Genomic DNA, 22,886 nt, shown 5'->3' with positions numbered 1-22,886 from the left:
GATCAGCCACGGTGCGACGGTCGACGCCCGCCCGCTCGGTCTCTCGAGGACGCCCGCATGCTGCGCCGCCTTCGCGCCCGCGTGGCAGACGCCCTAGGGTGTTTCGAAGTCCCGCACAGCACCCACGGCGCCCGGCACCGCACTGCTGCACCGGCCGAAACCCCTACGTCCAGTACGATCGTCCGGCACGCCGAGAGCACGCACCGGACACCGCGGGCACCGCACAAGACTTTCGAAACACCCCTAGTACTGCAACGGTGCTTGTTCTGAGTACTGGGCAGTTCAGGGCTGTGTCCGCGTCGTTTGTAGTGGCTGATGCGGGCTTGGTGCTGGCGTCGGCGGCGCCAGTGGGACCAGTGCAGGATGTGGTCGACCGGTGCTGGTCGGCGGTTGGTGAGGCGGGTTATCAGGCGTCGGATTTCGGCGAGGCTGAGGTGGATGAGCTGGGAGGATCCGTTTCTGCTTTGTCCGTGTCCAGCTGTCGGGCCCGCAGGACGGTCAGGCAGGCGTGGGCGGCCATGGCCAGAGTCATGTGGCGGTGCCAGCCGGGGTAGCGGCGGACCTGGTAGTCGTCCAGGCCGCATTCCTGCTTGGCGGTCTGGAAGCATTCCTCGACCGCCCAGCGGCTGCCCGCGATGCGGATCAGCTCGTCCAGCGTCGTGTCGGCGGGACAGTAGGCGTAGGAGATCTCCTCGGGCCTGCTCACGCTGCGGCGGGCGAGGACCCAGTGCCGGCGGTCCTCGCGGTGCCAGGGCCTCACTTCGACGCGGGCCCAGTCGTAGATCCGTCGGCCATGTGCTCCCTCGCCGCAGGAACGGCGTTTCCATTTCTGCCGGGGCAGGCCGGGGAACAGGTCGTGGACGGGGTGGTCGATGGACCAGCGGGTGACGACGGTGTCGTGCCGGGTGGTGGCCATGACGTGGAAGACGTCCGCTTGCTCGAGCTCGAACCGCCAGCCCTTGCTGTAGCCGTAGGCGGCGTCCGCCGTGACCCAGGCGAACGGGATCTTGTCGGCGATGGCCCGGCGGACCATCGCCTTGGCCATGGCCACCTTCGTGGCGAAGGCGACGTGGTCGTCGATGCCCGCCCGGCGGCAGCGTTCCCGGTCGTCCGTCCAGGACGTGGGCAGATACAGACGGCGGTCGATCAACGTGCGTCCGCGGCCGGTGGCGTAGGCGAGGAACACGCCGATCTGGCAGTTCTCCGTGCGGCCGGCGGTGCCGGAGTACTGCCTTTGCACCCCGGCCGAACGGACGCCCTTCTTCAGAAAGCCGGTGTCGTCGACGATCAGGACGGCATCGCTGTCTCCGAGGTGTTCCACCACGTAGTCGCGTACGTCGTTCAGGACCTCGTCGGCGTCCCACTCAATCCGGTTCAGCAGCCGGTGGATGCGATCGGGACCCGCGTGTCCTGCCTCCTCCGCCAGCGTCCAGCCGTTCTTGCGCTGCAGCGGCGCAACCAGCCCACGCATGTAAGCCAGCGCCGACTGACGCGGCTCCTCCCGGTTGAACCGGTGCACGAACCGCTCATGCAGAGCACCCAGTTCACCCGCCCACAACCTGACATCAGCAAGGTCCCCACCCATGACCACACCAACGACAGAGCTGGCCAGCAGTCACGGCAAAGACCGTTGCAGTACTAGGGGGTGTCGGGGCGGCGGCTTCAGCCGATGTCCAGGTCGGTGTGCAACAGGTGGTGGTCCGAGATCTCCGAAAGCCGTACCTCGTGCCGGAGCGCGGTGATGCCGCGCAGGAAGACGTAGTCGAACTTACTCTGCCAGTCGGTGGTCACCTCGCAGTCGCCGACCAGTGCGGGACGGCACTCGGGATCGGTGTCCGTGGCCAGCTTCCACAGCGGGGCGAGCTCGGGGGTGTCCGGCACCGCGTTGAAGTCGCCGACGACGACGGCACGGTCGTACCGGGCCACGACCGGGGCGAGCACGCGGACCTGCCGCGCCCGGGCCTCCGGCTGCTGCCGTTGGGCGAGGTGCGTGTTGAAGACCCGGACGGACCGGCCGTCGACCTTCGTGGTGACCGCCATGTAGCCCCGGTCCTCGGATCCGCCGTCGGGGTACTCCACGTTGACGCGGTCCGTCATCGGCGCCGCCGAGAGGATCGCCTGGCCGTAGCCGCCCGGGCTCCACGGCACTCCCCCGCAACGGTTCCAGTTCCGCAGCACGGTCCCGTACTCGACGTGGTAGACCAGCCCGTGCAGGCTCTCCAGGTACTCCCGGATCCGCTCGACGTCACGCGCGCACGCTTCCTGCAGCCCGATGACCTGCGGCGCGTACTCGGCGATCTCCGCCGCCCGGTCGACGTTGCTCTCCTTGCAGGGGTTGCACATGTTCCAGGTCATCACCCGGTTCGGTACGACGTCCTTGACGGGGTCGAGGGGCTGCGACGGGGCGAAGAGGTCGTCGCCGGGCGAGCTGGAGCCCAGCACCACCACACAGACCACGGCGACGGCGCCGGTGAGCAACCGCGTTCCCTTTCCGAACACCATCGCCTCCCTGGGTGGATTCCGGTGGCAACCTGCTTGTCCCTGCACGAGGTTATGGGACGAGCCTGTGAGCGGCACACGACCGCCGTCGGCCGGAGAGCGGCCGCTACTGGCCGGAGATGTCGAGCGCCGTTCCGTAGAGCCGGTCCACCCGCAGCCGGACGACCACGCGGCGTTCGGCGACCAACTGCTCCAGGAAGGCGTCCTCGTCCTCGGGCTTCGCCTCCTTCGGGATGAGCCCGAGGAGTTCCCGCCCCACGGCGTCACCGGGGACCGCGGTGGCCTCCGAGACCTCGGCCTCGCCCTCGGCCACGGCGAACGACCACACGTCGCCGCCCTGGACGTGCAGGGTCGCGCGCGGGTTGTGCCGCAGGTGCTTGACCTTGACCCGGTCGGCGGTCGTCGAGAACCGCAGGAGGCGAGCCTCGGGATCCCAGCTGTACACCATGGTGGTCAGGTGGGGTCGGCCATCGCGCTTGACGGTGGCGAGCGTGCCGAACTGGTGCGTGCCGAGGAGACCGGAGAGGGCCTCGTCGGACAGCGGGCGCGGGGCCGGTCCTTGAGTCATGCTCTGATCAACTTCGCGGGGCCCGCCGATATTTCCCGGGCAGGCGGGCCGACGCCCTTGCTATGGTGCGCCGATGTCATCGATCAAGACGGTCCAGGTCACCTTCGACTGTGCGGAACCCGAGCGTGTCGCTCGCTTCTGGTGCGAGGTGCTGGGGTACGTCGTACCGCCGCCGCCGGAGGGGTTCACCTCCTGGGACGAGTACGACCGTTCCCTGCCGCCCGAGCGTCAGGGTGCGGGGTTCGTGTGCATGGATCCCTCCGGGGTCGGGCCCCGGATGTACTTCCAGCGCGTTCCCGAGGGAAAGGTCGTCAAGAACCGGGTGCACCTCGATGTGCGGGTGGGCACCGGGCTCGTGGGGGACGAGCGGGTGGCCGCGCTCGAGGCCGAGTGCGCACGGCTGGTCGCGCTCGGCGCGGTACGTGTACACCTGCTGCGCGCCGACGAGTACAACGAGTCGTGCCTGTTGATGCAGGACATCGAGGGCAACGAGTTCTGCCTCGACTGAGCTTGGCGGGTCCGGTCGAGCGGCGCCCCTAGTAGGGCTCCGTTAGGTTGCTCTGGCTCTTGGGTTCTGGCTGGTGGTGGATGTTCTGGGCAGCGGGCGGTGGCAGGTGGTGCAGGTGCCGGTCCAGCAGTTCAGCAGGTCCTGGATGGCGTCGAGGATCTGGTAGAGGGTGAGTCCGCTGTATCGGCTTTTGGGGACAGGCGCTGTTCGGTGAGGAAGGCGTGGGCGGCGGTGACCAGGGTGACGTGGTGGTGCCAGCCGTTCCAGGAGCGGCCCTCGAAGTGGTCCAGGCCGAGGCCGTGCTTGAGTTCCCGGTAATCGTGCTCGATGCGCCAGCGGATCTTGGACAGGCGGACCAGTTCGGTGATCGGTGTGTCGGCGGGCAGGTTGGACAGCCAGTAGTCGGTGGGTGCTTCGGCGTCCTGGGGCCATTCGACCAGCAGCGTCACCTCGGGCAGGACACCGTCCCAGTGGCCGTGCTCGGCAGTGGCGGCGGCTTGGGCCAGACGGCGGGCCCTCACCCCGGCCGGCCGCACCCGCAGCGCCAGAAAGCGTGAGTGCATCGGCCCGCGGGAGCCTTCACGCCAGGTCACCTCGGTGAACGCCTGCCGTCCGTGCTCCTGAGCCAGCGCTGCCACCGAGGACGGCTTGTCCCGGTAGCGGGGCTGCGGCCTGCGACCGTTCCCGGACCAGGCCGGGGCGGTGGGCCGCACGTCGTGCGGGTGGACCGTCACGTCCGAACGGACCGCCACGACATAGCCGATGCCCCGCTCGCTCAGACCGTCGCGGAAGTCGGCGTTCTGCCCGTAGCCGGCGTCGGCCACCACCACCGGCGGCACCAGACCCCACCCGGCCAGCTCGTCGAGGATGTCCAGGGCCAGACGCCACTTCTCCCGGTGCCCGACCTCCTGCGGTATCCCGGTCTTCTGCCGCCGCACCGCATCGTCCGCCCACTCCTCGGGCACGAACAGCCGCCACTGCAGCGGACAGGACGCGGTGTCGGAGACCGCGTGCACACTCACCGCGACCTGGCAGTTGGCCCGCTTGCCCAGCGCCCCCGCAGTACTGGCGCGCGACCGCCACCGACATCTTCCCGTCCTTGGGGAACGACACGTCATCGACCGCCCACGCCTCCGGGCCGATTCTCGGCACCATCCGCTGGGCGATCCGCCGCCGCACCGGCACCGGATCCCACGTCGACTGGTTCACGAACTGCTGCAGGTTCTGCTCGTTGCCGTCGGGCAGCCGTTCCGCCATCGGCTGGATCGACTTCCGCCGTCCGTCCAGCATCAGTCCCCGCAGGTAGCAGTCGCCCTTCGCCCGCTGATCCTTACGCGGCACCGACGCGAACACGTCAGCCACGAATAACGCCAACGTCGCCCGAGCCCGGTTCACTTCATGTGCGTCCACACCTTCAGCGTTCCCCCAAACAGGACCGACAGACAGACGTAACGGAGCCCTACTAGGGCCTGTCGTTTGGATCACGCCTGGGCCGCGGGGCTTGGTACGCACATCTGCGGCGTTGTCGTCAGTTGCCAACGCTCCGCGTTGACGCCCACGGGCGCAGCTTCTCGGGGTTTCGGATCGCCCAGACGCGGGTGACGTGGCCGTCGGTGACGTCGAACGCGGCCACGGTCATGACGACGCCGTCGCGCCGGGCCACCGGGCCCGGCGCACCGTTGACCGACCGCTCCAGGAGTTCGAGTCCGGGCGCCCTGTCGGCGATGGCGACCATGTACTGGGCGATCCGTGCGCCGCCCTCGACGGGGTGCAGCACGGCGCCGACCACGCCGCCGCCGTCGGCGGTCATCACGGCGCCCGGGTCGAGGAGGCCGACGAGGGCGGCGATGTCCTTGCTCTCCCACGCCTGCCTGACGTGTCTGACGACCTCCGCGCGCTCGGCCGTCGGCTCCGGAGCACGTGCGGCGCCCGCCCGTCGCCGGGCGGAGGCGGCCAGTTGCTTGCAGGCCCCGGAGCTCCGCCCGAGAACGTCGGCGATCTCGGCGAACGGATACCGGAAGACGTCGTGCAGCACGAACGCCACCCGCTCGGCCGGCGTCATGGACTCCAGGACGACGAGCAAGGCCATGCCCACCGATTCGTCCAGCACGATCTGGTCGGCAGGATCAGCGGGACGCGCGGGGCCGACGGGGTCGGCAGGGCCTGCGGCGTGGACGCCACGGGCCGCGTGCTCCCACTCGGTGCGGTCCGGCAGCGGATCGGGCAACCACACGCCGACGTAGCGCTCACGGCGGGCTCGCGCCGAGCGCAGCAGGTCCAGGCAGATACGGCCGGTGACGGTCGTCAGCCACGCGCCGGGTGACTCGATCTCCTTGGCCACCCAGGTGACGACGACGCCGACGGCGGACACCCAGCGCACTTCCTCATTCCTGCGGACCGCGATCGCGCTGCAGACCCTGACGATCTTCCTCCAGGCGATCTCCGCCGGACTGCTGCTGACCTCGACGTACGGCGCGACGCTGCACAGTGTCGGCGCGCGGGTGATGTACGGGGCGTCGATGCTGTACGTGCTCGCGGCGGTGCTGGCGTCGAAGCCGGGCGGCGGCTCGCCCCGGCCCGTCCTGCACGCGACCGGCTTCCTCGCCCTCGCCTCGGTGCAGGTTGTGGTCGGCATCGCCCATGTCCCGGCGGTCCATCTGCCCCTGGGAGTCCTGATGTTCGGCCTGAGCGTGCTGGCACTGGCGCGGCGCTGAGACCCGGATGCCACCCCTGCCTCCGCCGACCGGCTAGAAGATGCCGGCCTGCATGTGGCGTACCAGGTCGGCCAGGATCTCGCGGAGCCACGGGCTGCGGGCGGCCGGCAACCGGGCCAGGGTGTGCCGAAAGGCGCCCGGGTCCATCCGAAACGGCCGGCCGGGACGCGGTACGGGCGGATCCTCGCGGAGGATGTCGGCGTGCTTTCCGCCCGATATGAGGAGGGGCGGCGATGGTTCAGGGAAGACCAGCCACCGCCACACCCCGAACGGCAGCGGCACCGGGCGGGCGGCCGGGGTCACCGGGGTGGGTGCCTGCGTGGATGACTGGGTGGGTGCCACCGTGGCCGCGCCGGACCGGCCGCCGGGGCGTGTCCACAGCTCCCCCGTCTGCGGATGGACCGGTACGAGGAGGAAGTCGGCGCCGGAGTCGGGGGCGGGGCACTCCGGCCCTGCGAGGACGACTCGTAGCGTCGGCGGGTCGGCGGGCGGCCGCATCGGGCCGGCCGGCAGGAACGCGTCGAGGGCGCGTCGGAAGACCTCCGCCGTCAGGCCGTCCGGGACGGTCACCGGCCGGCCCTCCGAGGCCGCCAGCAGGTGTGCGAGCGCCCTGCCGGCCGCCGCCTCCCACTCCGGGCTCCACGACCACCAGTGGTACGTGCCCGAGATCGAACCCCATGCGGCGATCAGCTCGAACGGCCGCGTGATCTGCGCCGTCTCCATCAGCTCCGGCCAGGACAGCGGCGGGCTGTCGCCCACGCGGCGGCGGCGCACGGCGTTCGGGGAGAGCCACACCGCCTGCCAGAGCGAGCAGTCGTCGATCCGGCTCGCCACGGGCAGACCGCACGCCTCGCAGGCCATGTTGGGGCCGTCGGCCCCGTCCAGCCCGCAGCAGTAGCCGCCGGCCTTCTCTGGGATCAGCAGGGTGCCGCGGGCGTCTCCGGGGGCGATGACGACCGCGCCGGGCGGGCCGTCGGAGAGGGCGGGGACCGGCGCGTGGATGCCCCGGGCCGCCGCCTCCTCCGGGTCGACCTCCTCCCACAACCGCCACGGTGGGCCGCTGGGCTCCGCCTCCACGGCGAAGGTCCCCGACTCCATGAGCACCGGCAACTGAATCCCGTTCCCGTACTTCTGATGGGCGTGAACCGGCAGGGTGACCCGGGACAGTGGGACGGTCAGCGCGGCACCGCACCCCACACACTCAAAAACGAACAACCGTCCTCCGCTGGAAAATTCAGAATGGCATCGTCGCAGTACAGCGACGACAGACCAACGTGTTTTCCGTGAGCGGCGCTACAGAGGCGCCGCCCTGACGCCCCGGCGCCCCGGGACGGCGGAGCTTCGGCGGGTTGAGGACGCGGCGGGACCCCCGCGTGAGCTGCGGGTGGGTGCGGCGGGGATACTGGTGGACGCACGTGCCCCTGCTTCCCGATGGAACTATGCCGACCTCCCCCACAGCTCGTCCCACTCCCCCGACGGTGTGGCCGGCTCGCGGCCGCCACATCGGACCCGACGCGGAGGACGTCCTCCGTCGTACTCTGCGGCAGCTCAAGGACAGTCAGGTCATCGACGACTTCCTCGAAGTACCCGACCCCGGGGGCGAGTCCCCGGAGCGGGTCTTCGAGGCCCGTTGGCGGGTCGCCGACGACGTGACCGTGCGTGCCCGGCTCGCCCTCGCGCCCGACCAGGGCGGCGGCCGGGAATGGACTCTCCTCGCGGAGGCGGAACAGCCGTGGGATCCGGCGTGGCCCTCCCCCGTCACCCGGTTCTGGCCGGAGTACGGCGACTGGGACCACGACGCCGTCACCGGCCTGTCGCTGAGCAGGATCAACGCCCTCCCCGAGGACGACAAGGACGTACGGCGCGTGCTCCGGGACGCGGGGCGCGGAGGGTGGTGCGTGCACGTCGTCGTCCATGAGGCGATGACCACGGACGAGCGCGGGCAGTTGCCCCTGGCGCGCTGGCTGTCGCCGAGTCTGCGCCACCGCGTGGTCGAGCACCGTGCCGCCCCGCACCAGGTACGGGTCGTGAACTGGGCGCTGCGTGAGTTCGACGCCGAGGTACCGCGCGGCGGTGCCGTGGTGCTGCCCGGCACTCCGGCCCCCTCCGGCTACGACGCCGAGGACTTCACCGTACGCACGGTGTTCCTGGACGGTTCGGAGCCGGTCGACCTCGTCGCGGCGGTCACGCGGTTCGCCGCGCTGTCGCGCCCGCTGCCCGACGGCGCCGGCGAGGCCCTCACGGCGCTGCGGGACGACTGGCACCTGCTCACTCTCGAGGAGGAACTCGCGCGGGAGCGGAAGCGGGTGGCGATGTACGCGGAGGCGCTGGAGGCCATGACCGCTTCCCGGGACCTGTACCGGGAGGCGACCGAGCGCGCCCATGAGGCGCTCGCCGCCTACCGTGAGTCCGCCGAGGCCGCCCCCGCCGCGCAGCCGCCGTCCGGGAAGCCGGCGGTGTCCCCGTTCCAACAGCTGGCGCGCACGCTGGAGCGCTTCAAGGGCGGCCCCAAGGCCTCCTCGCGTCCCGCCGCCACCGATCACGGAGAGGAATCCGCGGAAGGCGCCCCGTCCACCGGCCCGTCCACCGGCACGGAACTCGGCTCGGAACCGGGCGCGGAGCGGCGGGGCAGCGACGGGGCGTAGCCCCCGGGTCTACGGTCTCGGGTCTCGGGGCGAGGCCCCGGTGACGGGTGTCAGGCGAAGGCTTCGCGCAGGGCGGGCAGCAGGGTCTTCTCCGACCAGTCCAGGTACGCGGGCTGGGACTCGCCGCCGATCTGGACGAGGGCGATCTCGGTGAACCCGGCCTCGGCGTACGGGCGTACGGCCTCGACGAACGCGTCGGGGTCGTCGCCGCACGGGATGGACGCGGCGACGTCGTCGGGCGTGACGTACTGCGTGGCCGCATCGAAGGAATCCGGGTGCGGCAGTTCCGAGTTGACCTTCCAGCCGCCGCCGAACCAGCGGAACTGCTCGTGCGCGCGCCGTACGGCCGTGTCGCGGTCGGGGTCGTAGCAGACGGGAAGCTGACCCACGCGCGGCTTGCCCGTGCCGCCGTGCCGGTCGAACGCCTGAAGCAGCCCGGCCTCGGGCTCCGTGGCGATGACCAGGTCGCCGAGCCTGCCCGCGAGGGAGCACGACTGCTCGCCGGAGACGGCGATGCCGAGGGGCGGCGGGTCGTCCGGCAGGTCCCAGAGGCGGGCGGACTCCACGTCGTAGTGCGTGCCGTGGTGGTTCACATGGCCGCCACCGAAGAGCGCCCGGATGATCTCCACCGCCTCTTCGAGCATCTCGTGCCGGACGTTCACGGACGGCCAACCGCCGCCCACCACATGTTCGTTGAGGTTCTCCCCGGAGCCGAGCCCCAACCGGAACCGCCCCTCGGACAGCAACTGCATCGTCGCCGCCTTCTGAGCCACCACCGTCGGGTGGTAGCGGAACGAGGGACAGGTCACATAGGTCATCAGCGGTATGCGTGACGTGGCCTGGGCGGCCGCGCCGAGGACACTCCACGCGTACGGTGAGTGACCCTGGGAGCGCAGCCACGGGAAGTAGTGGTCGGAGGTCACCGAGAAGTCGAACCCCGCGGCCTCCGCCCGCACCACGTGGTCGACGAGGTCACGGGGGCCTGCCTGCTCGGTCATCATCGTGTAGCCGATTTACACCATAATCGGCCGGGTCCCCGCCTGAGCGGATCAGAAACAGCCGACAGGAAGGTCAGGTGGTGGGTGCCGCGCGCCACGCTTCGAGCACGGCCCCCAGCTGCCGCAGCGGGTCCTCGCCCACGAAGCGCAGGACGACCGTGTCGGCGCCGGCATCCGCGAGCGCCCGGGCGGCGCCGGAGGCCCCGGCGGCGTCGCCGGAGACAGTGAAGACCTCCTCCTGGGGACGGCCCAGCCAGGCGCCGTGCCCCTCGGTGTGGGGGTGGAGGGTACGGGCGACCTCGCCGGGGTCGTCACCGACGCACGCGAAGGCGAAGACGGTGAGTGTGTGGTCGGCTGTCGCGCCCCCCTTGGCGACGAGCTCGCGGGTGTGCTCCAGGTCGCGCGGCCCGTGGCCCTCGGCGATCAGTGTGCCGTCGGCGACGCGGCCGGACAGTTCGAGGGAACGGGGACGCACCACGCCCGCGACGACCGGCGGGACCTCGGTCGGTGCGTGCACCAACTCGACTCCGTCCAGCTGTACTTCACGCCCCGCCAGTGCTACTCGCTCACCGCGCAGCAGCGCGCGCACGGAGGTGATCGTCTCCTCCAGGAGCGCCAGCGGGGAGCGGGGCGCGACACCGACCTGGGCCATCCATTCCCGTACGCCGTGCCCGATGCCGGCCACCAGCCGACCGGGGAACACCCGGGCCAGCGTGGCCAGTTCCATCGCCAGCAGCGCCGGGCTGCGCAGCGGGGCCGGAGTGATGCCGATGCCCACCCGCAGACGCTGTGTCGCGCCCAGGGCCACGGCGGCCGCCGTGACGCCGCCGTTCCAGCCGAGGTCCTCCACCACCCACAGGTCGTCCACCCCGAGCGCCTCGGCCCGCCGCGCGAACTCCGGCAATCCTTCAGGGGCCCAGTCGCGGTCGTACATCACACCGATCCGTACGTTCGTCATACGGGCGAACCTACGTGGCGTCAGGCGAGCGGATCAACGGCGTATCCGCCCCGCGCCCGGACCGTGGACGGCAACCGACAACCCACACCCACACCCACAACCGGCGAAACGCCGTGTGCGTCCTACTGGGTCCGCGGAGGCGTCCCACCGCACACAATGAGCCACCGACGAACCTGGGAGGAACCGCAGTGGCCGACTACTCACTGACCCTCGACGACTCGGAGATCGCGCGCTACCGGCTCATGGCCGACCTCGCCGAGCGGCGCGAACGCGAGTTGTGGGCGGCCGCCGGGGTGGCGCCCGGGGCACGGATCGCGGACGTGGGATGCGGGCCGGGTGCGCTGTCCGTGCGGTTGGCGGACATCGTCGGGCCCGAGGGGGGCGTGTGGGCGGTGGACCGCGACGCCGACGCGCTGGCCGTCGCCTGCGCGCTCGCCGAGCGCACGGGCGTCCGCGTGCACACCGGCACCGGATCCGCCGACGCCACCGGCCTGGCCGAGGGCACCTTCGACGTGGTGATGCTCCGTCATGTGCTGGCCCACAACGGCGGCCGGGAGCAGGCGATCGTGGACCATCTCGCCGAGCTGGCCAGGCCCGACGGCGGCGTGGTGTACCTCGTCGACGTCGACGCGACCGGTTTCCGGCTGCGGGGCGCGCCCGCCGCGTACGACGAGATGCACGAGCGCTACCGCGAACTGCACCGGCGGCGGGGCAACGACCTCGCGGTCGGGACGCGGCTGGACGAACTCCTCGCCTCGGCCGGCCTCGACGTCATCGCCTACGAGGGCCACATCAATGTCATGACTCCTCCGCCCGGTATGCACGGTCCCGCCTGGGCGGCACGTGACGCCCTGCTCTCCGAGGGGCTGGTCACTGCGGACGACATCGCCCGCTGGGACGACGCGTTCGCCGACATCGGGCAGGACCTGAGCGGCCTGCGGTTCTTCGGCAACACCTATGTCGCGCTCGGCCGCCGCGCCTGAGGCGGGTCACTCGAAGGAGCAGCCCGGGTTGGGGGCGTCCTCGGAGAACGGGGAGCCATGGGGCAGGACGTACAGGACGACCAGGACGAGCGGGGTGTCTCCCAGGTTGCGGCCGATGTGGACGTAGTCGGGACCTGCCGGTTCCTGGATACGGTCGCCGGTGCGGTAGACGCCGTCGGTCTCGCAGGTGGAGTCGTAGTGGCTGAGGGTGCCCTGCTTGACGACGCCGTACAGCGGTCCGTCGTGGTAGTGCCAGCCGGTGGCCTGGCCGGGCGGGATCGTGACCTCCCGCAGGACGTAGTCGGTGCCGTTCACGGTGGTCCGGCTGAGGACCCGGCCGCTGACACCCGGTCCCGCCGGCGTGGCATGCGCGGTGCCGCCCCATACGAGGGCGGCGGCCGTCACCGCCCCGGCGACGGCGGTACGGAACGTGCGGCGCATGCGGGCCTCCTGCAAGGCGAGTGAGCACGGTGAGGGCAATGAAGGCGGTGAAGACAGTGAGGACATGGTCGTCGCCGTGAACATAGGCCGTTTCAGGGGCTGTTGGGCCCGCCTCCGGTGAATCCGCACACGTCCTGGCGAAAGTCGACGCGTTCTCGTCGACGGGCGTCGGCCATGCGGGGTCGCCGGGCCGACTGACGCCGAGCGGTGAGCAACTCGCCGTCCGGCCGGGCGGACTCGGCCGAGCGGACACGGCCGGGCGGCGAGTGGGCGCGTCAGTCCACGATCACGTCGGGGAGCGCCTGCGGGGTCCGTCCGACGAGCAGGCCGCCGAAGTCGCCCTCGACCTCAGCCTTCTCCGCCGCGTTCGGATACGGGTTCTTGCACGCGGTGCCCGCGGTGGAGCCGGACATCAGGCTGGAGCACGGTCCCGGCTTGCGGTCGGGCAGGCCCAGGATGTGGCCGAGTTCGTGGGCGGAGATCCGGATCGTGTCGTAGCCCTGGTCGACGGCCTGGCGTCCGATGTAGACGGTGCCGTTGCCGAGGGTCGTGGGCAGGGCGCGCGGCCAGCCGTTGTCCGCGAGGACCCGGATGTTGGCGCGTTGGCCGGCCGCGGCCGGCCTCAGCTCGACGGCGTCGACGCTCTCGTTCCAGATCGCGGCGCCCCGGTCGACGGCGCTCCTGAACTCCGCGGAGCCACTCGCGTCGTAGGTGAGGACCCGGGCGGCCGAGGGGCGGGGGCCGCGTCGGGGGCGGCGGCGACCGCTGGGCCGCCGACGAGGGACAGGGACACCAACAGGGCTGCTGTCAGGCCGCCGGTCAGCGTACGGATGTGCATGATCGACCTCCTTGTGGGGAAAGTTAGTCGTGCTCATGACATCAATGGAGCTGCCCGCCCGGGGTGGCGATGAATCCGTCAATCCGGCCGCCCACGCGTGGAGTTGTCGCGTGGCGTGTCAGGCGGACGGGAGGGGCGGGCGGTGCACCGGGGTCGCCCGGTCCGTGAGAGCCTTGCTCCGATCATGGATGGATCGATCGGTGTCGAGGCCGGAGGACAGGACATGGCCATCAACCGGCCGGGGCTGGGCGAGGATCTGCCGTCGGCGGAGGCGCTGTGGGCGCGGTGGGCCCTGATCGCCGTGCTGGAGGCGACCACCGCGGACGAGGGAGCTGGGATCCACCGCACGGGGACCTGGGTGGACGAGGAGGGACTCCATCTGGATGACTGCGGCTGTACGTGGTGGGGCTTCGAGCCGCGCGGTGAGGGCCGGTACGTGCTCTACGGCGAGGACGAGTCGAGCGGGGTCAAGTGGCACGAGCCGCCGGTCGACATGTTCGTCGGCGCACCCGACTGGCTCCCCCACGAGCACCTACGGGATCCGCTGTCGGGTCATCAACTGGGCTGTGTCTACTGGTTCGAGAACGGCGGCTGGGCCCGCGCCCCCTATCCGGCGAGTCTCGGCGACGACGGGCTCGACTGCGGCATGAGCCGCTTCGTCGACCGGAAGGACGTGCTCAGGACGATCGCCGACGAGGACCACGGCGCCATGCCCACGCAGGACGCCGAGACACTGTTGGAGCACGCCGAGAACTACCGGCTGACGCCGGACCTGCTGATGTCGCTCGTCGACGAACCCGACTGGCGCGAGCTGGACCGGCCCGCGATGACCAGAGCCCTGCGTCTGGCGGGACTGGACCGGACGTAGACATGTCCCGTGAAGCCCGGTTGGCCGCGCACGGCGCCGTCGCCGCGTCGCTGGCGCGGTGCGGCGACCGCGAACTGCGGGAGCTGGTCGACGCCGCAACCCCGCTGGGCTCCGGTATCGGAGGAACGTCGGTACTGCTGCATGTCGGCGCGACACCCGTCTTCGTCAAGCAGGTGCGCCTGACCGATCTGGAACGGCGCCCGGAGCACGCCCGGTCCACGGCGAACCTCTTCGGGCTGCCGGTCCACTGCCAGTACGGTGTCGGCAGCGTCGGCGGACCGGGGTTCGGGGCCTGGCGCGAGCTGGCCGTACACACCATGACCACGAACTGGGTGATCGCGGGAGACCACGAAGGCTTCCCCCTGATGCATCACTGGCGCGTCCTCCCCGACGCCGGTCGGCCGCTCCCCGAGGAACTGGCGGACGTGGAACGGGCCGTGGCCTACTGGGGAGGCGGTCCGGGCATACGACGCCGGATCGAGGAACTGCGGCACTCCTCGGCGAGCCTCACGCTGTTCCTGGAGTACATCCCGCACAACCTGCACGAATGGCTGGGCGTTCGCATCGGGGCCGGCGACGAGGCTGCCGAGCGGGCCTGCGCCATGGTGGAGGGGGAGCTGGAAGCGGGCGTGTCGTTCATGAACGACCACGGGCTCCTGCACTTCGACGCGCACTTCCAGAACATCCTCACCGACGGCCGACGGCTCTACTTCGCCGACTACGGCCTCTCCCTCGCGTCGAGCTTCGAACTCACCCGGGCCGAGGCGGACTTCTACGACGCGCACCGCACCTACGACCGGCACTACACCGTCACCCATCTGGTGAACTGGCTGGTCGTCGCCCTGTACGGGTGCGCCCCGGAGGAACGTCAGGAGTTCGTGCGCGCCTGTGCCCGGGGCGAGTTCCCGACGGGCATGCCCCCGGCGATCGCGGCGGTCCTCCGTCGTCACGCGCCGGTCGCCGTGGTGATGGGCGACTTCCACCACCGCTTCCGCCACCAGAGCAGGACCACCCCGTATCCGCTGGAGGAACTGAGCCGGGCCCCGCACGGCGACGCGCGGGGCCCGGGGTCGGTTGGGCGGGTCAGGGGCAGCTGAGGCGGGTGTCGCCCGCGTCCGTGGTGCAGGTGTCCGTGTGGGGACCGCCGTTGGCGGTGTCGTTGCCGGATACCTGGTCGACCGTGTTGAGGTTGTCGGTGCCGAAGTTGCCGATCAGGTTGTCCGTGCCGGGCCCCGCGTTAGGGTGCCGTTGCCGTTGCCGCTGAAGTTGGGGTCCAGGTCGCCCGGGGCCGCGGAGGCGGTGCCGGGGAAGGACAGCAGGAGTGCCAGGACGGCAGCGGCGACGGTGCCGACCCGGGCCGGGGAGGACCGGCGGGGGCGTTCACCAGATCGCCGCCACACTGGTCGCGCAAGAGGTGTGAGCATGTGCGACAGCCTTCCGTCCTTCGCACACGCGGACGGACGCCTGCTGCGGCATTGCACCCGCCCGGCTGAGGCGATCCCATCCGGCTGGGCGAGTACGGGCGAAGACGACCAGGCGCAGCAGCGCGAAGCGCGCGACGCCGGTGAGGGCGGAGGCGGACAGGTAGACGGCCTGTTCGAGCACCGCGCCGGGTGCCGCCACCAGTTGGTGCAGGACGAGCATCGCCCCACAGGTGACCGTGTACGCGGCCGCCGCGGAACCGGCCGACTGCGCGTGCTGGCGCCAGGTGGCGCGCCCGCCCGCCCCGAAGGTGAAGCGCGCGTGCAGCTCGGTGCCGAGCAGCGTGGAGGCGGCCGTGATCAGAGCGTTGGCCAGGGCCCAGGGGATCCAGGAGGCCAGGGCCGCGACGGCGAAGCTGGAGCCGAGCCCCACTCCCCCGCCGCAGAGCACGAAGCGGGCGAAGGCGGTGCGGGCGCCAGGTGCCGCCTGCCGTCGGCTGTGCGCTGCCTCCATGACCTGCCCCCTCGATCGCCCCACCGTTTCTCGATACGGAAACGCTAAGTTGCGTTTATTATTTCAGCAACACAGTTACTGCGGGGGGACACGATAGTTGCAGCTCAAAGGCTACATTTCATTGCAACGATCCTACGATCAACGCAACGGAGCTGGCTCGCATCGTTGCAACAATTGAAAGTGAACGCTATGACTCCAGGGCGCGCGCACCCGGGGCGCAGGTGTCCCGCAGGACGGCCCGTTCGGTGGCGGGCAGGGTGGCGGCGGAGCCGCGTCGGCCATGGTCGAGCAGAGCGGATCCGGCGTGCAACCACCGCGGGTCGGGTGCCACGCCGATGAACCCGGCCAGGCGGGTCAGCTCTTCTACGGGGTGGTCCAGGAGGTTCTCGTAGGAGAGGGTGGCGCGCCGGCCGGCGGGGAGTCGGAGGAGGAACTCCGTGCCCTCGATGACGAGTTCGGACCACAGGGTGCCGAAGGCCCGCAGGGGGATGTGCCGGTCGCGCACGAGGGACGGGTCGAAGCGGTCGTCGAGCAGGGGCGCGAGGTCGGGGGGCAGCGCGCGGACGTGCTCGGGGGTCAGGTCGGCGAAGCTGTCGACACGGGAGCGGGTCCTGATCTCACGGAACAGGGAGATCGCGCGGTACCCAGGGTGGCGGCTCATGGACAGGGCGCAGTCCGGGCCGTCGCGGAACATGTGCACGAACCTGGCCTCCGGGAAGGTCTCGCGCAGACCTGGGGCCCAGCCGGTCGAGTAGCCGGAGCGCTCCACGACGGCGGTGCGTGCGAACCGGGCGCAGAGCAGATCGAACAGGGCCCGGTGATGTTCGGCGGCGGGGCGCTCCGGCCACCGGACCACCGCCGCGCCGAGTTCGTCGAGGAGGCTGTCCGGGTCGTCGGTGAGGTGGGGCAGGACCATCAGGGAGAGCGCGGGGATGCCGGAGGTTCGCGTCGAGTACCGGCCGGGGCGCCGGGTGTGGAGGAACTCCGGCAGCGGCAGCCCGCTGCGGATCATCCGTTCGAAATGCGGGGCGGGCCGGGAGAGCGCCCGCCAGAACTCCTCGCCGTCCACCCGCCCAGGGGGAAAGGCCGCCTCGCCCACCGAGGCCATGTACTCGTTGAGGCTCAGGACGTCCGGGTGGGCGTTGAGGATGCGTGACAGCGCCGTCGAGCCGCTGCGTCCCGTACCGAAGACGAAGGTCAGAGAACGCATGTTCCTCTTTCGGGGTGGAGGCCGGCCCCGGCGGGTGGCCCGGCCGGTTCCGAGCTGACCGGGGTAGCGTCGCACGCCCACGAGGGTCACGCCGCCACCGCAGTGTGAGACGAACGCAGCTGCGAGCATCAGGAGTTGACGGTTCGGTGGGGGCGTGCCCGGACCCTTATGATCTTCGGCATGACTGTGCAGAACGTTGACAGAACCCTCTCCCGTAAACAGCGGCTCCAGGAGAAGCAGCGCCGCCAGCTGTCGGTCGTCGACACCGTGGACAAGGCGGAGGGCAAGGTCCGCAAGGCGGAGGCCGAACTCGCCGTGGCCGTCACCGAGGCGGTGCAGGTGTTCGGGGACGAGCAGTCGGCGTCCGACGCGCTCGACATGTCGGTCGAGGCGATCCGGCGTTTTCTGCACATGGCCCGCAGCGAGGCGGACGACGCCGACACCCCGGCCGAGGCCGCCAAATCCTGAGCCCGCGTCGCCGTCAGGGCCTGCGCGGGCGCACCCTGACGTCGGTGCCGTTCACCCGGACGGTGACCCTGCCCCGGCTCCGCGCCCGGTCGGCCACGATCTCGTAGGACGTGACCTTGCCGTCGCGCCACTCGCAGCCGACCTCGTAACCGCCCCGGGCGCGCAGACCGGTGAAGGACCCCTCGGCCTTCCACGCGTCCGGCAGGGCGGGCAGCAGGTGAATGCTTCCGTCGTGGCTCTGCAGGAGCATCTCCGCGACGGCCCCCGAGATGCCGAAGTTGCCGTCCATCTGGAACGGCGGATGGTTGCAGAACAGGTTGGGCAGCGTGTTGTAGCTCAGCAGGCCGCGCAGCATGATCCCGGCGCGGTGCCCGTCGCCGAGGCGGGCGAAGAGGGCCGCGCGCCACGGCCAGGTCCATGAGCGGCGGCTGTCGCCCGACACGGTCGCGGCCGTGAACGGGACCCCGTCCTTCTCTCCGCAGCGCGCCTTGAGGGAGACGAGTGCCGCGGCCGCGAAGTCGGGCGTCCTCGGGGTGATCTGGCGGCCCGGGTAGACCGCGAAGAGGTGCGAGGTGTGGCGGTGGATGTCGGTGGGGCTGTCGATGTCCTCCTGCCACTCCTGCAACTGCCCCCATCCGCCGACCTTGTTGGGCGCCAGACGGGCCTGCATGTCCGCGACCTCGGCCCGGTACTCGGGGTCCGCGTCGAGGACCGCCTCGCAGTCCAGGTAGTTCTGGAACAGGTCCCAGATGATCTGCTGGTCGTACATGACGCCGTCCTCGCGGGGCCCGTGCTCCGGGGACCAGCCGTTCGGCGCGACGAGGAGTCCGTCCGCGCGCTCCTTGAGGTGGTCCTCCCAGAACTGGCAGATCTCCTTGATCATCGGATGTGCGAGAGTGCGGAGGTAGGTCAGGTCCTGGGTGAACGCCCAGTGTTCGTAGAGGTGTTGGGCGTACCAGGCGCTCGCGACGGTGTTCCACTCCCAGGCGTTGCCACCGAAGGCGCTCTGGCTGGTGCGGGCGGTCCAGCCCCGGGTGTCGGCACCGAAGGCGTTGCGGGTGGCCACCCGGCTGGGCACGGCCACCTGCTCGATGAACCCGACGAGCGCCTCGTGGCACTCCGGCAGGTTCGTCGTCTCCGCTCCCCAGTAGTTCATCTGGACATTGATGTTGGTGTGGTAGTCGGCGGCCCACGCCGGCTGGTTGCTGTCGTTCCACAGGCCCTGGAGATTGGCGGGCAGGCCCTTCGGGCGGGAGGAACTGATCAGCAGGTAGCGGCCGTAGTCGAACATCGTCTGTTCGAGGGTCGGGTCCTCCCCGCCCGCCGCGTAGCGCGCCAGCCTGGCGTCGGTCGGCAGGGCGAGGACGGCGTCCTCGGATGTGCCCCAGTCGACCGAGACGCGCTTCATGAAGGCGCGGGTGTCGGTGGTGTGCCGCTTGCGCAGTGCGGCGTAGGAACGGGCGGCGGCCTTGTCGAGCGCCCGGTCGACGGCTGCCTGTGGATCAGCTCCGCGCCACCCGGCGGCGGCGTCGAGCCGGTAGTCGGTGCGGGCGTCCAGGAGCAGGGTCAGCGTCGTGCAACCGCTGAACCGGAGGACCGACCCGTCGGCGCTGAAGTCTCCGTCGGTGTGTACGGCCCGGACGGTGCACGCGTGCTTGAGGCCGTTGCCCATGACGCCCTTGAAGGCGATCCGGCGGGCGCCGGCGTCCACGGTCGTCGGGGCCTGCTCCTGACCGGAGGTCAGCGAGAGCGCTCCGGAGAGTCCCTCGGGCGCCTCCGTCGTGTAGCGGAAGACCATGACGTCGGCGGCGCGGCCGGCGAAGGCCTCCCGGACGACGCGCCGCCCCGGTGCGCCGAAGCGGGTGACGTGGACGCCGTCGACGAAGTCGAGGGCGCGCCGGTAGTCGACGACCGTGCGCCGGGTGCGGGAGTCGAAGTCCTCGCCCGCCAGGGCGATCTCGGCGATCCGGCAGGCGCCGGCGGATGCGTCGGGGGTCAGGGTGAGCCGGTAGACGCGGTAGGCCGTGGTGTTGGTGAACCGGTAGGTGCGCGTCTCGCCCCGGTCGGCGAACGGCCCGCCGGGCCGCCGCGTGTCGAGGGTGGCCCAGGTGCTCCCGTCCTTCGACGCCTCCAGCGTCCAGTGCCGCGGGTCCTCCTGGGGGCGGTCCGGGGCCGCCGTCAGGGTGTACGAGGTGACGGCGACCGCGCGGGGCAGGTCGGCCTGCCAGACCAGCGCGGGTGAGGTCCCCGCGACCCGCCAGACCGTGGCCGGGTCGCCGTCCACGGAACGTGAGATGTCCGCGGACCGGGCGCCGGAGCCGGACCCGTGGGAGGACCCCTCGGTCTCCGCGCCCGGCGACGACAGGTACACCGCCCCGGACGCGCCGAGGTCGACACCGGTCAGGCCGATCTCGCCGACCTGGAAGTGGCTGACGCCGGCCTTGGGGACGAAGTCGAACCGGTAGAAGCGGTAGGCCGCCGGGGTCGCGCAGGTGAACCACTTCGTCTGGAAGCGGCTCTCGAAGGGCGCCGCGAGCGTGCGGCTGTCCAGCACGGTCCAGGCGTCGCCGTCGGCGGAACCGGAGAGCGTCCACTCCTGCGGGTCGCGCTGCGGTACGTCGTGGGCACTCGTCAGCCGGTACGACGGCACCTCCACGGGGGCGGGGAGCTCGACCTGCCACAGCACCTTCGCCCCGGGACTCTCGACGCACCACTTGGTGGCCGTCTCGCCGTCGTACGTCCTGTCGACGCCCTCGGACGGGGAGCTTCCGTACGGTCCGCCCGGAGCCGTGACCTCGGCCCGGGGCGCGCCGGCGAAGGTGATCACCAGGTCGCCGAAGTCCCGGTACGAGCCGAAGCCGTTCATGCCGGTGTCGAAGTCGCTGTCCGGTCTGCCGGCGAGGGCGTTGTCGTAGTCGTTCACCCCGCCCCACAGGCTCTGTTCGTTGAACTGGACGCGCTCCTCGTGGGGGTCGCCGAAGAGCATGGCGCCGAGCCGGCCGTTGCCGATCGGCAGGGCCTGCGCCTCCCAGTTCACGGCGGGGACGGTGTAGCTCAGGGCGTCCCGGGCGAGGGCCGGCCGGCGGACGGACTGCGTGTCGCGTGTCACTGTGGCGGGCTGTGCCGTGGCGGTGGTGCCCGTCAGTCCGGTGGCCAGAGGTGCGAACGCGAGGGCACCGCCGACCTTGAGAAGGCTTCGTCGCTGCGGTGGGGATGCATCGATCACGGTGGGATCTCCCGGCCCATTCATCGGCTCTTTCACGGAAGCTTCGGCGCCGCATCGACCTCGGTCGGGGGCTCGATCATCGTTGCCGGAACATACATCGGATGTCTAGAGGTGTGCGCCAACACCAGGGAGAGGGCAGCGGCACAATGACGCCATGTCACGCCACATGGGCCCCAACTGCCCGCCGTCATCGGATCCTTGGGCGTGTCAGGAGAGGACCACGTGAGCGAGGATCAGGCCGCCGACATCGCGCGTGCGCGCCCGGACGCCCCAGGCACCCCGGACACCACGAGGGCGCACAACGCCCGCGTCTGGAACTACTGGCAGGGCGGCACGGACCACTACGAGGTCGACCGGCAGGTCGGGGATCACGTCGCCGGGATGATCCCCGTCATCCGGGACATCGCCTCCGCCGACCGGCGGTTCCTGGTCCGCGCGGTGCGTCGACTGACCGAGGAGCACGGGATACGCCAGTTCCTGGACATCGGCACCGGACTGCCCGCGCTGGAGAACACCCACGAGATCGCGCGGCGAGTCGCCCCCTCGTCGAGGATCGTGTACGTCGACAAGGACCCGCTGGTTCTCGCCCACGCCCGCACCCGGCTGACCAGCACCGAGGAAGGCGCCGCGGTCTACATCGACGCCGACGCCCATGACCCCGACACGATCCTGCGCATCGCCGGGGAGACACTCGGCTTCGGCGAGCCCGTCGCGCTGATGCTGCTCGGCATCCTCAACTTCGTCCTCGACGACGCCGAGGCCCGCGCCATCGCCCGGCGGCTCCTCGAACCACTCGCCCCCGGCAGCTTCCTCGTGCTGACGCACCCCACGACCGAGCCCGACCTCGGCGGCGACCTGCAGCTGGAGGCCATGGAGTTCTGGAACACCCACGCCGAGCCACCGGTCACCGCCCGCGGCAGCGCGGAGATCGCCCGGTACTTCGACGGTCTCACCCTGCTGGAGCCGGGCCTCGTCCCCTGTTCGCTGTGGCGCCCCGACCCTGGTGACGAGCCCACGGTGGTACCGCAGTTGGGTGCGGTGGCGCGCAAGCCGTGACCCCCGCCGCCCGTGGTGTCAGGGCCGGGCGAGCCGACCAGGACGCCAGGGGCGAGTTCGACGACGTGGACGGTCGTCCGGCCCGCTCATGTGCCGGCTCCTGTCCTGACGCCGGCTCTCAGGTCGAGGCGGTGCTCGCCCGCGTACACGTTCATGGAGCCGCCGCGCAGGAAGCCGACGAGCGTCAGCCCGGTTTCCGTGGCGAGGTCCACGGCGAGGGAGGACGGCGCGGAGACGGACGCCAACATGGGGATGCCCGCCATGACGGCCTTCTGGGCGAGTTCGAAGGACGCCCGGCCGGAGACCAGCAGGATGCTCCCGGACAGCGGCAGTCGACCGGACCGGAGGGCGCGGCCGACCAGCTTGTCGACGGCGTTGTGCCGGCCGACGTCCTCCCGCAGGTCCAACAGCTCGCCGTCGGACGAGAACAGCCCGGCGGCGTGCAGGCCACCGGTCCGGTCGAACACCCGTTGCGCGGCCCGCAGCCGGTCGGGCAGGAGGGCCAGCAGCTCGGGGGTGACGCGGACCGGCGGCGTGTCGGTGAGGGGCCAGGCCGCGATGGTCCGTACGGCGTCGAGACTGGCCTTGCCGCACAGGCCGCACGAGGACGTGGTGTACACGTTGCGTTCCAGCGTGATGTCCGGCAGCGGCACGCCGGGGGCGAGCCGGACGTCGACGACGTTGTAGCTGTTCCGGCCGCCCTGGGTGGCGCCCGCGCAGTACACGATGTTCGCCACGTCCGAGGCCCGGCTCACCACGCCCTCGCTCACCAGGAATCCGGCGGCGAGGGCGAAGTCGTCGCCGGGTGTGCGCATGGTGATGGCCAGAGGTCTGCCGTTCAGGCGGATCTCCATCGGCTCCTCGGCGACCAGGGTGTCCGGGCGGGTGCTCGGTACCCCGTCCCGGATCCGCAGCACGCGCCGCCGTTCGGTGACCCGTCCCATGGCCTCACTCCCAGTTCTGCCGTCGGG

The 22,886-nt window shown here is 71.1% G+C and carries 20 protein-coding genes and 2 pseudogenes; 8 read left to right on the top strand and 14 right to left on the bottom strand.

The genetic code is table 11. The annotated features are described in order from the left end of the window. Positions 1–406 precede the first annotated feature (406 nt). From E4N62_RS42230 to E4N62_RS42220, 3 genes are all read right to left on the bottom strand, one after another. Positions 407–1,585 (bottom strand): IS701 family transposase, encoded by a 1,179-nt coding sequence (locus E4N62_RS42230; protein ID WP_230223399.1) that lies wholly within the window; start codon positions 1,583–1,585, stop codon positions 407–409. A 77-nt stretch (positions 1,586–1,662) separates the two neighbouring features. After that, positions 1,663–2,502 carry an endonuclease/exonuclease/phosphatase family protein gene (locus tag E4N62_RS42225; protein WP_230223397.1) on the bottom strand — a complete coding sequence of 280 codons (840 nt, stop codon included), beginning with the start codon at positions 2,500–2,502 and terminating at the stop codon, positions 1,663–1,665. 103 nt (positions 2,503–2,605) lie between these two features. Then, complete coding sequence (locus tag E4N62_RS42220) at positions 2,606–3,067, bottom strand: pyridoxamine 5'-phosphate oxidase family protein (RefSeq protein WP_230223395.1); 462 nt, start codon at positions 3,065–3,067, stop codon at positions 2,606–2,608. A gap of 73 nt (positions 3,068–3,140) precedes the next feature. Between E4N62_RS42220 and E4N62_RS42215 the strand changes: the two genes are divergently transcribed. After that, the gene (locus E4N62_RS42215; protein WP_184903024.1) at positions 3,141–3,575 is read left to right on the top strand and encodes a VOC family protein; all 435 of its coding nucleotides are present in this window, start codon (positions 3,141–3,143) and stop codon (positions 3,573–3,575) included. 131 nt (positions 3,576–3,706) lie between these two features. On the opposite strand, the pseudogene E4N62_RS42210 reads toward E4N62_RS42215, so the two are convergent. Beyond that, a pseudogene (locus E4N62_RS42210) lies at positions 3,707–4,985 on the bottom strand (IS701 family transposase). Positions 4,986–5,103: 118 nt separating this feature from the next. Continuing rightward, positions 5,104–5,955, bottom strand: coding sequence for a sigma factor-like helix-turn-helix DNA-binding protein (locus tag E4N62_RS42205; RefSeq protein ID WP_374117215.1), 852 nt, complete (start codon positions 5,953–5,955; stop codon positions 5,104–5,106). On the opposite strand from E4N62_RS42205, the gene E4N62_RS42200 reads away from it, so the two are divergent. Continuing rightward, entirely contained in the window at positions 5,909–6,289 is a 381-nt protein-coding gene (locus tag E4N62_RS42200; RefSeq protein WP_230223391.1) for a hypothetical protein, read from the top strand. The genes E4N62_RS42205 and E4N62_RS42200 overlap by 47 nt on opposite strands. Positions 6,290–6,322: 33 nt before the next feature. On the opposite strand, the gene E4N62_RS42195 is transcribed toward E4N62_RS42200, so the two are convergent. Further along, positions 6,323–7,504, bottom strand: coding sequence for a hypothetical protein (locus E4N62_RS42195; RefSeq protein ID WP_230223389.1), 1,182 nt, complete (start codon positions 7,502–7,504; stop codon positions 6,323–6,325). 224 nt (positions 7,505–7,728) lie between these two features. Here E4N62_RS42195 and E4N62_RS42190 point away from each other — a divergent pair, with 224 nt between their 5' ends. Continuing rightward, positions 7,729–8,934 (top strand): hypothetical protein, encoded by a 1,206-nt coding sequence (locus tag E4N62_RS42190; protein WP_230223387.1) that lies wholly within the window; start codon positions 7,729–7,731, stop codon positions 8,932–8,934. Positions 8,935–8,984: 50 nt separating this feature from the next. Here the strand turns inward: E4N62_RS42190 and E4N62_RS42185 are convergent, their stop codons facing one another. Next, positions 8,985–9,935, bottom strand: a complete 951-nt coding sequence (locus E4N62_RS42185; protein WP_230223385.1) for an LLM class F420-dependent oxidoreductase — start codon at positions 9,933–9,935, stop codon at positions 8,985–8,987. A gap of 70 nt (positions 9,936–10,005) precedes the next feature. Then, the gene (locus E4N62_RS42180) at positions 10,006–10,890 is read right to left on the bottom strand and encodes an LLM class flavin-dependent oxidoreductase (protein ID WP_230223383.1); all 885 of its coding nucleotides are present in this window, start codon (positions 10,888–10,890) and stop codon (positions 10,006–10,008) included. A 188-nt stretch (positions 10,891–11,078) separates the two neighbouring features. Between E4N62_RS42180 and E4N62_RS42175 the strand changes: the two genes are divergently transcribed. Next, positions 11,079–11,873, top strand: a complete 795-nt coding sequence (locus tag E4N62_RS42175; protein ID WP_230223381.1) for a methyltransferase domain-containing protein — start codon at positions 11,079–11,081, stop codon at positions 11,871–11,873. 6 nt (positions 11,874–11,879) lie between these two features. Here the strand turns inward: E4N62_RS42175 and E4N62_RS42170 are convergent, their stop codons facing one another. Both E4N62_RS42170 and E4N62_RS42165 read right to left on the bottom strand, forming a co-directional pair. Next, positions 11,880–12,314 (bottom strand): cupin domain-containing protein, encoded by a 435-nt coding sequence (locus E4N62_RS42170; protein ID WP_230223379.1) that lies wholly within the window; start codon positions 12,312–12,314, stop codon positions 11,880–11,882. Positions 12,315–12,589: 275 nt separating this feature from the next. Continuing rightward, positions 12,590–13,152: pseudogene (locus E4N62_RS42165) on the bottom strand (snapalysin family zinc-dependent metalloprotease). A gap of 184 nt (positions 13,153–13,336) precedes the next feature. Here E4N62_RS42165 and E4N62_RS42160 point away from each other — a divergent pair. Together E4N62_RS42160 and E4N62_RS42155 are read left to right on the top strand one after the other, a co-directional pair. Continuing rightward, positions 13,337–14,020, top strand: coding sequence for a hypothetical protein (locus E4N62_RS42160; protein ID WP_230223377.1), 684 nt, complete (start codon positions 13,337–13,339; stop codon positions 14,018–14,020). 2 nt (positions 14,021–14,022) lie between these two features. Then, entirely contained in the window at positions 14,023–15,117 is a 1,095-nt protein-coding gene (locus tag E4N62_RS42155; RefSeq protein ID WP_230223375.1) for a protein kinase family protein, read from the top strand. Between the two features lie 283 nt (positions 15,118–15,400). Here the strand turns inward: E4N62_RS42155 and E4N62_RS42150 are convergent, their stop codons facing one another. Both E4N62_RS42150 and E4N62_RS42145 read right to left on the bottom strand, forming a co-directional pair. Further along, the gene (locus tag E4N62_RS42150; protein ID WP_230223373.1) at positions 15,401–15,955 is read right to left on the bottom strand and encodes a hypothetical protein; all 555 of its coding nucleotides are present in this window, start codon (positions 15,953–15,955) and stop codon (positions 15,401–15,403) included. Positions 15,956–16,142: 187 nt separating this feature from the next. After that, positions 16,143–17,165, bottom strand: a complete 1,023-nt coding sequence (locus tag E4N62_RS42145; RefSeq protein ID WP_230223371.1) for a sulfotransferase — start codon at positions 17,163–17,165, stop codon at positions 16,143–16,145. Positions 17,166–17,345: 180 nt separating this feature from the next. Here E4N62_RS42145 and E4N62_RS42140 point away from each other — a divergent pair, with 180 nt between their 5' ends. Next, on the top strand, positions 17,346–17,633 hold the full coding sequence (locus E4N62_RS42140) for a hypothetical protein (protein WP_230223369.1): 288 nt from the start codon (positions 17,346–17,348) through the stop codon (positions 17,631–17,633). Between the two features lie 13 nt (positions 17,634–17,646). Here the strand turns inward: E4N62_RS42140 and E4N62_RS42135 are convergent, their stop codons facing one another. Beyond that, a complete protein-coding gene (locus E4N62_RS42135; RefSeq protein ID WP_230223366.1) occupies positions 17,647–20,859 on the bottom strand; it encodes a glycoside hydrolase N-terminal domain-containing protein in 3,213 nt (1,070 codons plus the stop codon). Positions 20,860–21,105: 246 nt separating this feature from the next. Between E4N62_RS42135 and E4N62_RS42130 the strand changes: the two genes are divergently transcribed. Next, positions 21,106–21,915: an SAM-dependent methyltransferase gene (locus E4N62_RS42130; RefSeq protein WP_374117217.1), complete on the top strand. Its 810-nt coding sequence runs from the start codon at positions 21,106–21,108 to the stop codon at positions 21,913–21,915. 86 nt (positions 21,916–22,001) lie between these two features. On the opposite strand, the gene fdhD is transcribed toward E4N62_RS42130, so the two are convergent. Next, a complete protein-coding gene (gene fdhD / locus E4N62_RS42125) occupies positions 22,002–22,859 on the bottom strand; it encodes a formate dehydrogenase accessory sulfurtransferase FdhD (protein ID WP_230223362.1) in 858 nt (285 codons plus the stop codon). Between the last annotated feature and the right edge of the window lie 27 nt (positions 22,860–22,886).

Origin of the sequence: Streptomyces sp. MNU76 (assembly GCF_020982545.1) — a bacterium.
Classification (GTDB): domain Bacteria; phylum Actinomycetota; class Actinomycetes; order Streptomycetales; family Streptomycetaceae; genus Streptomyces.
Note: the sequence above shows the minus strand (reverse complement) of the source record. Positions and strands in the feature narration are given on the sequence as shown.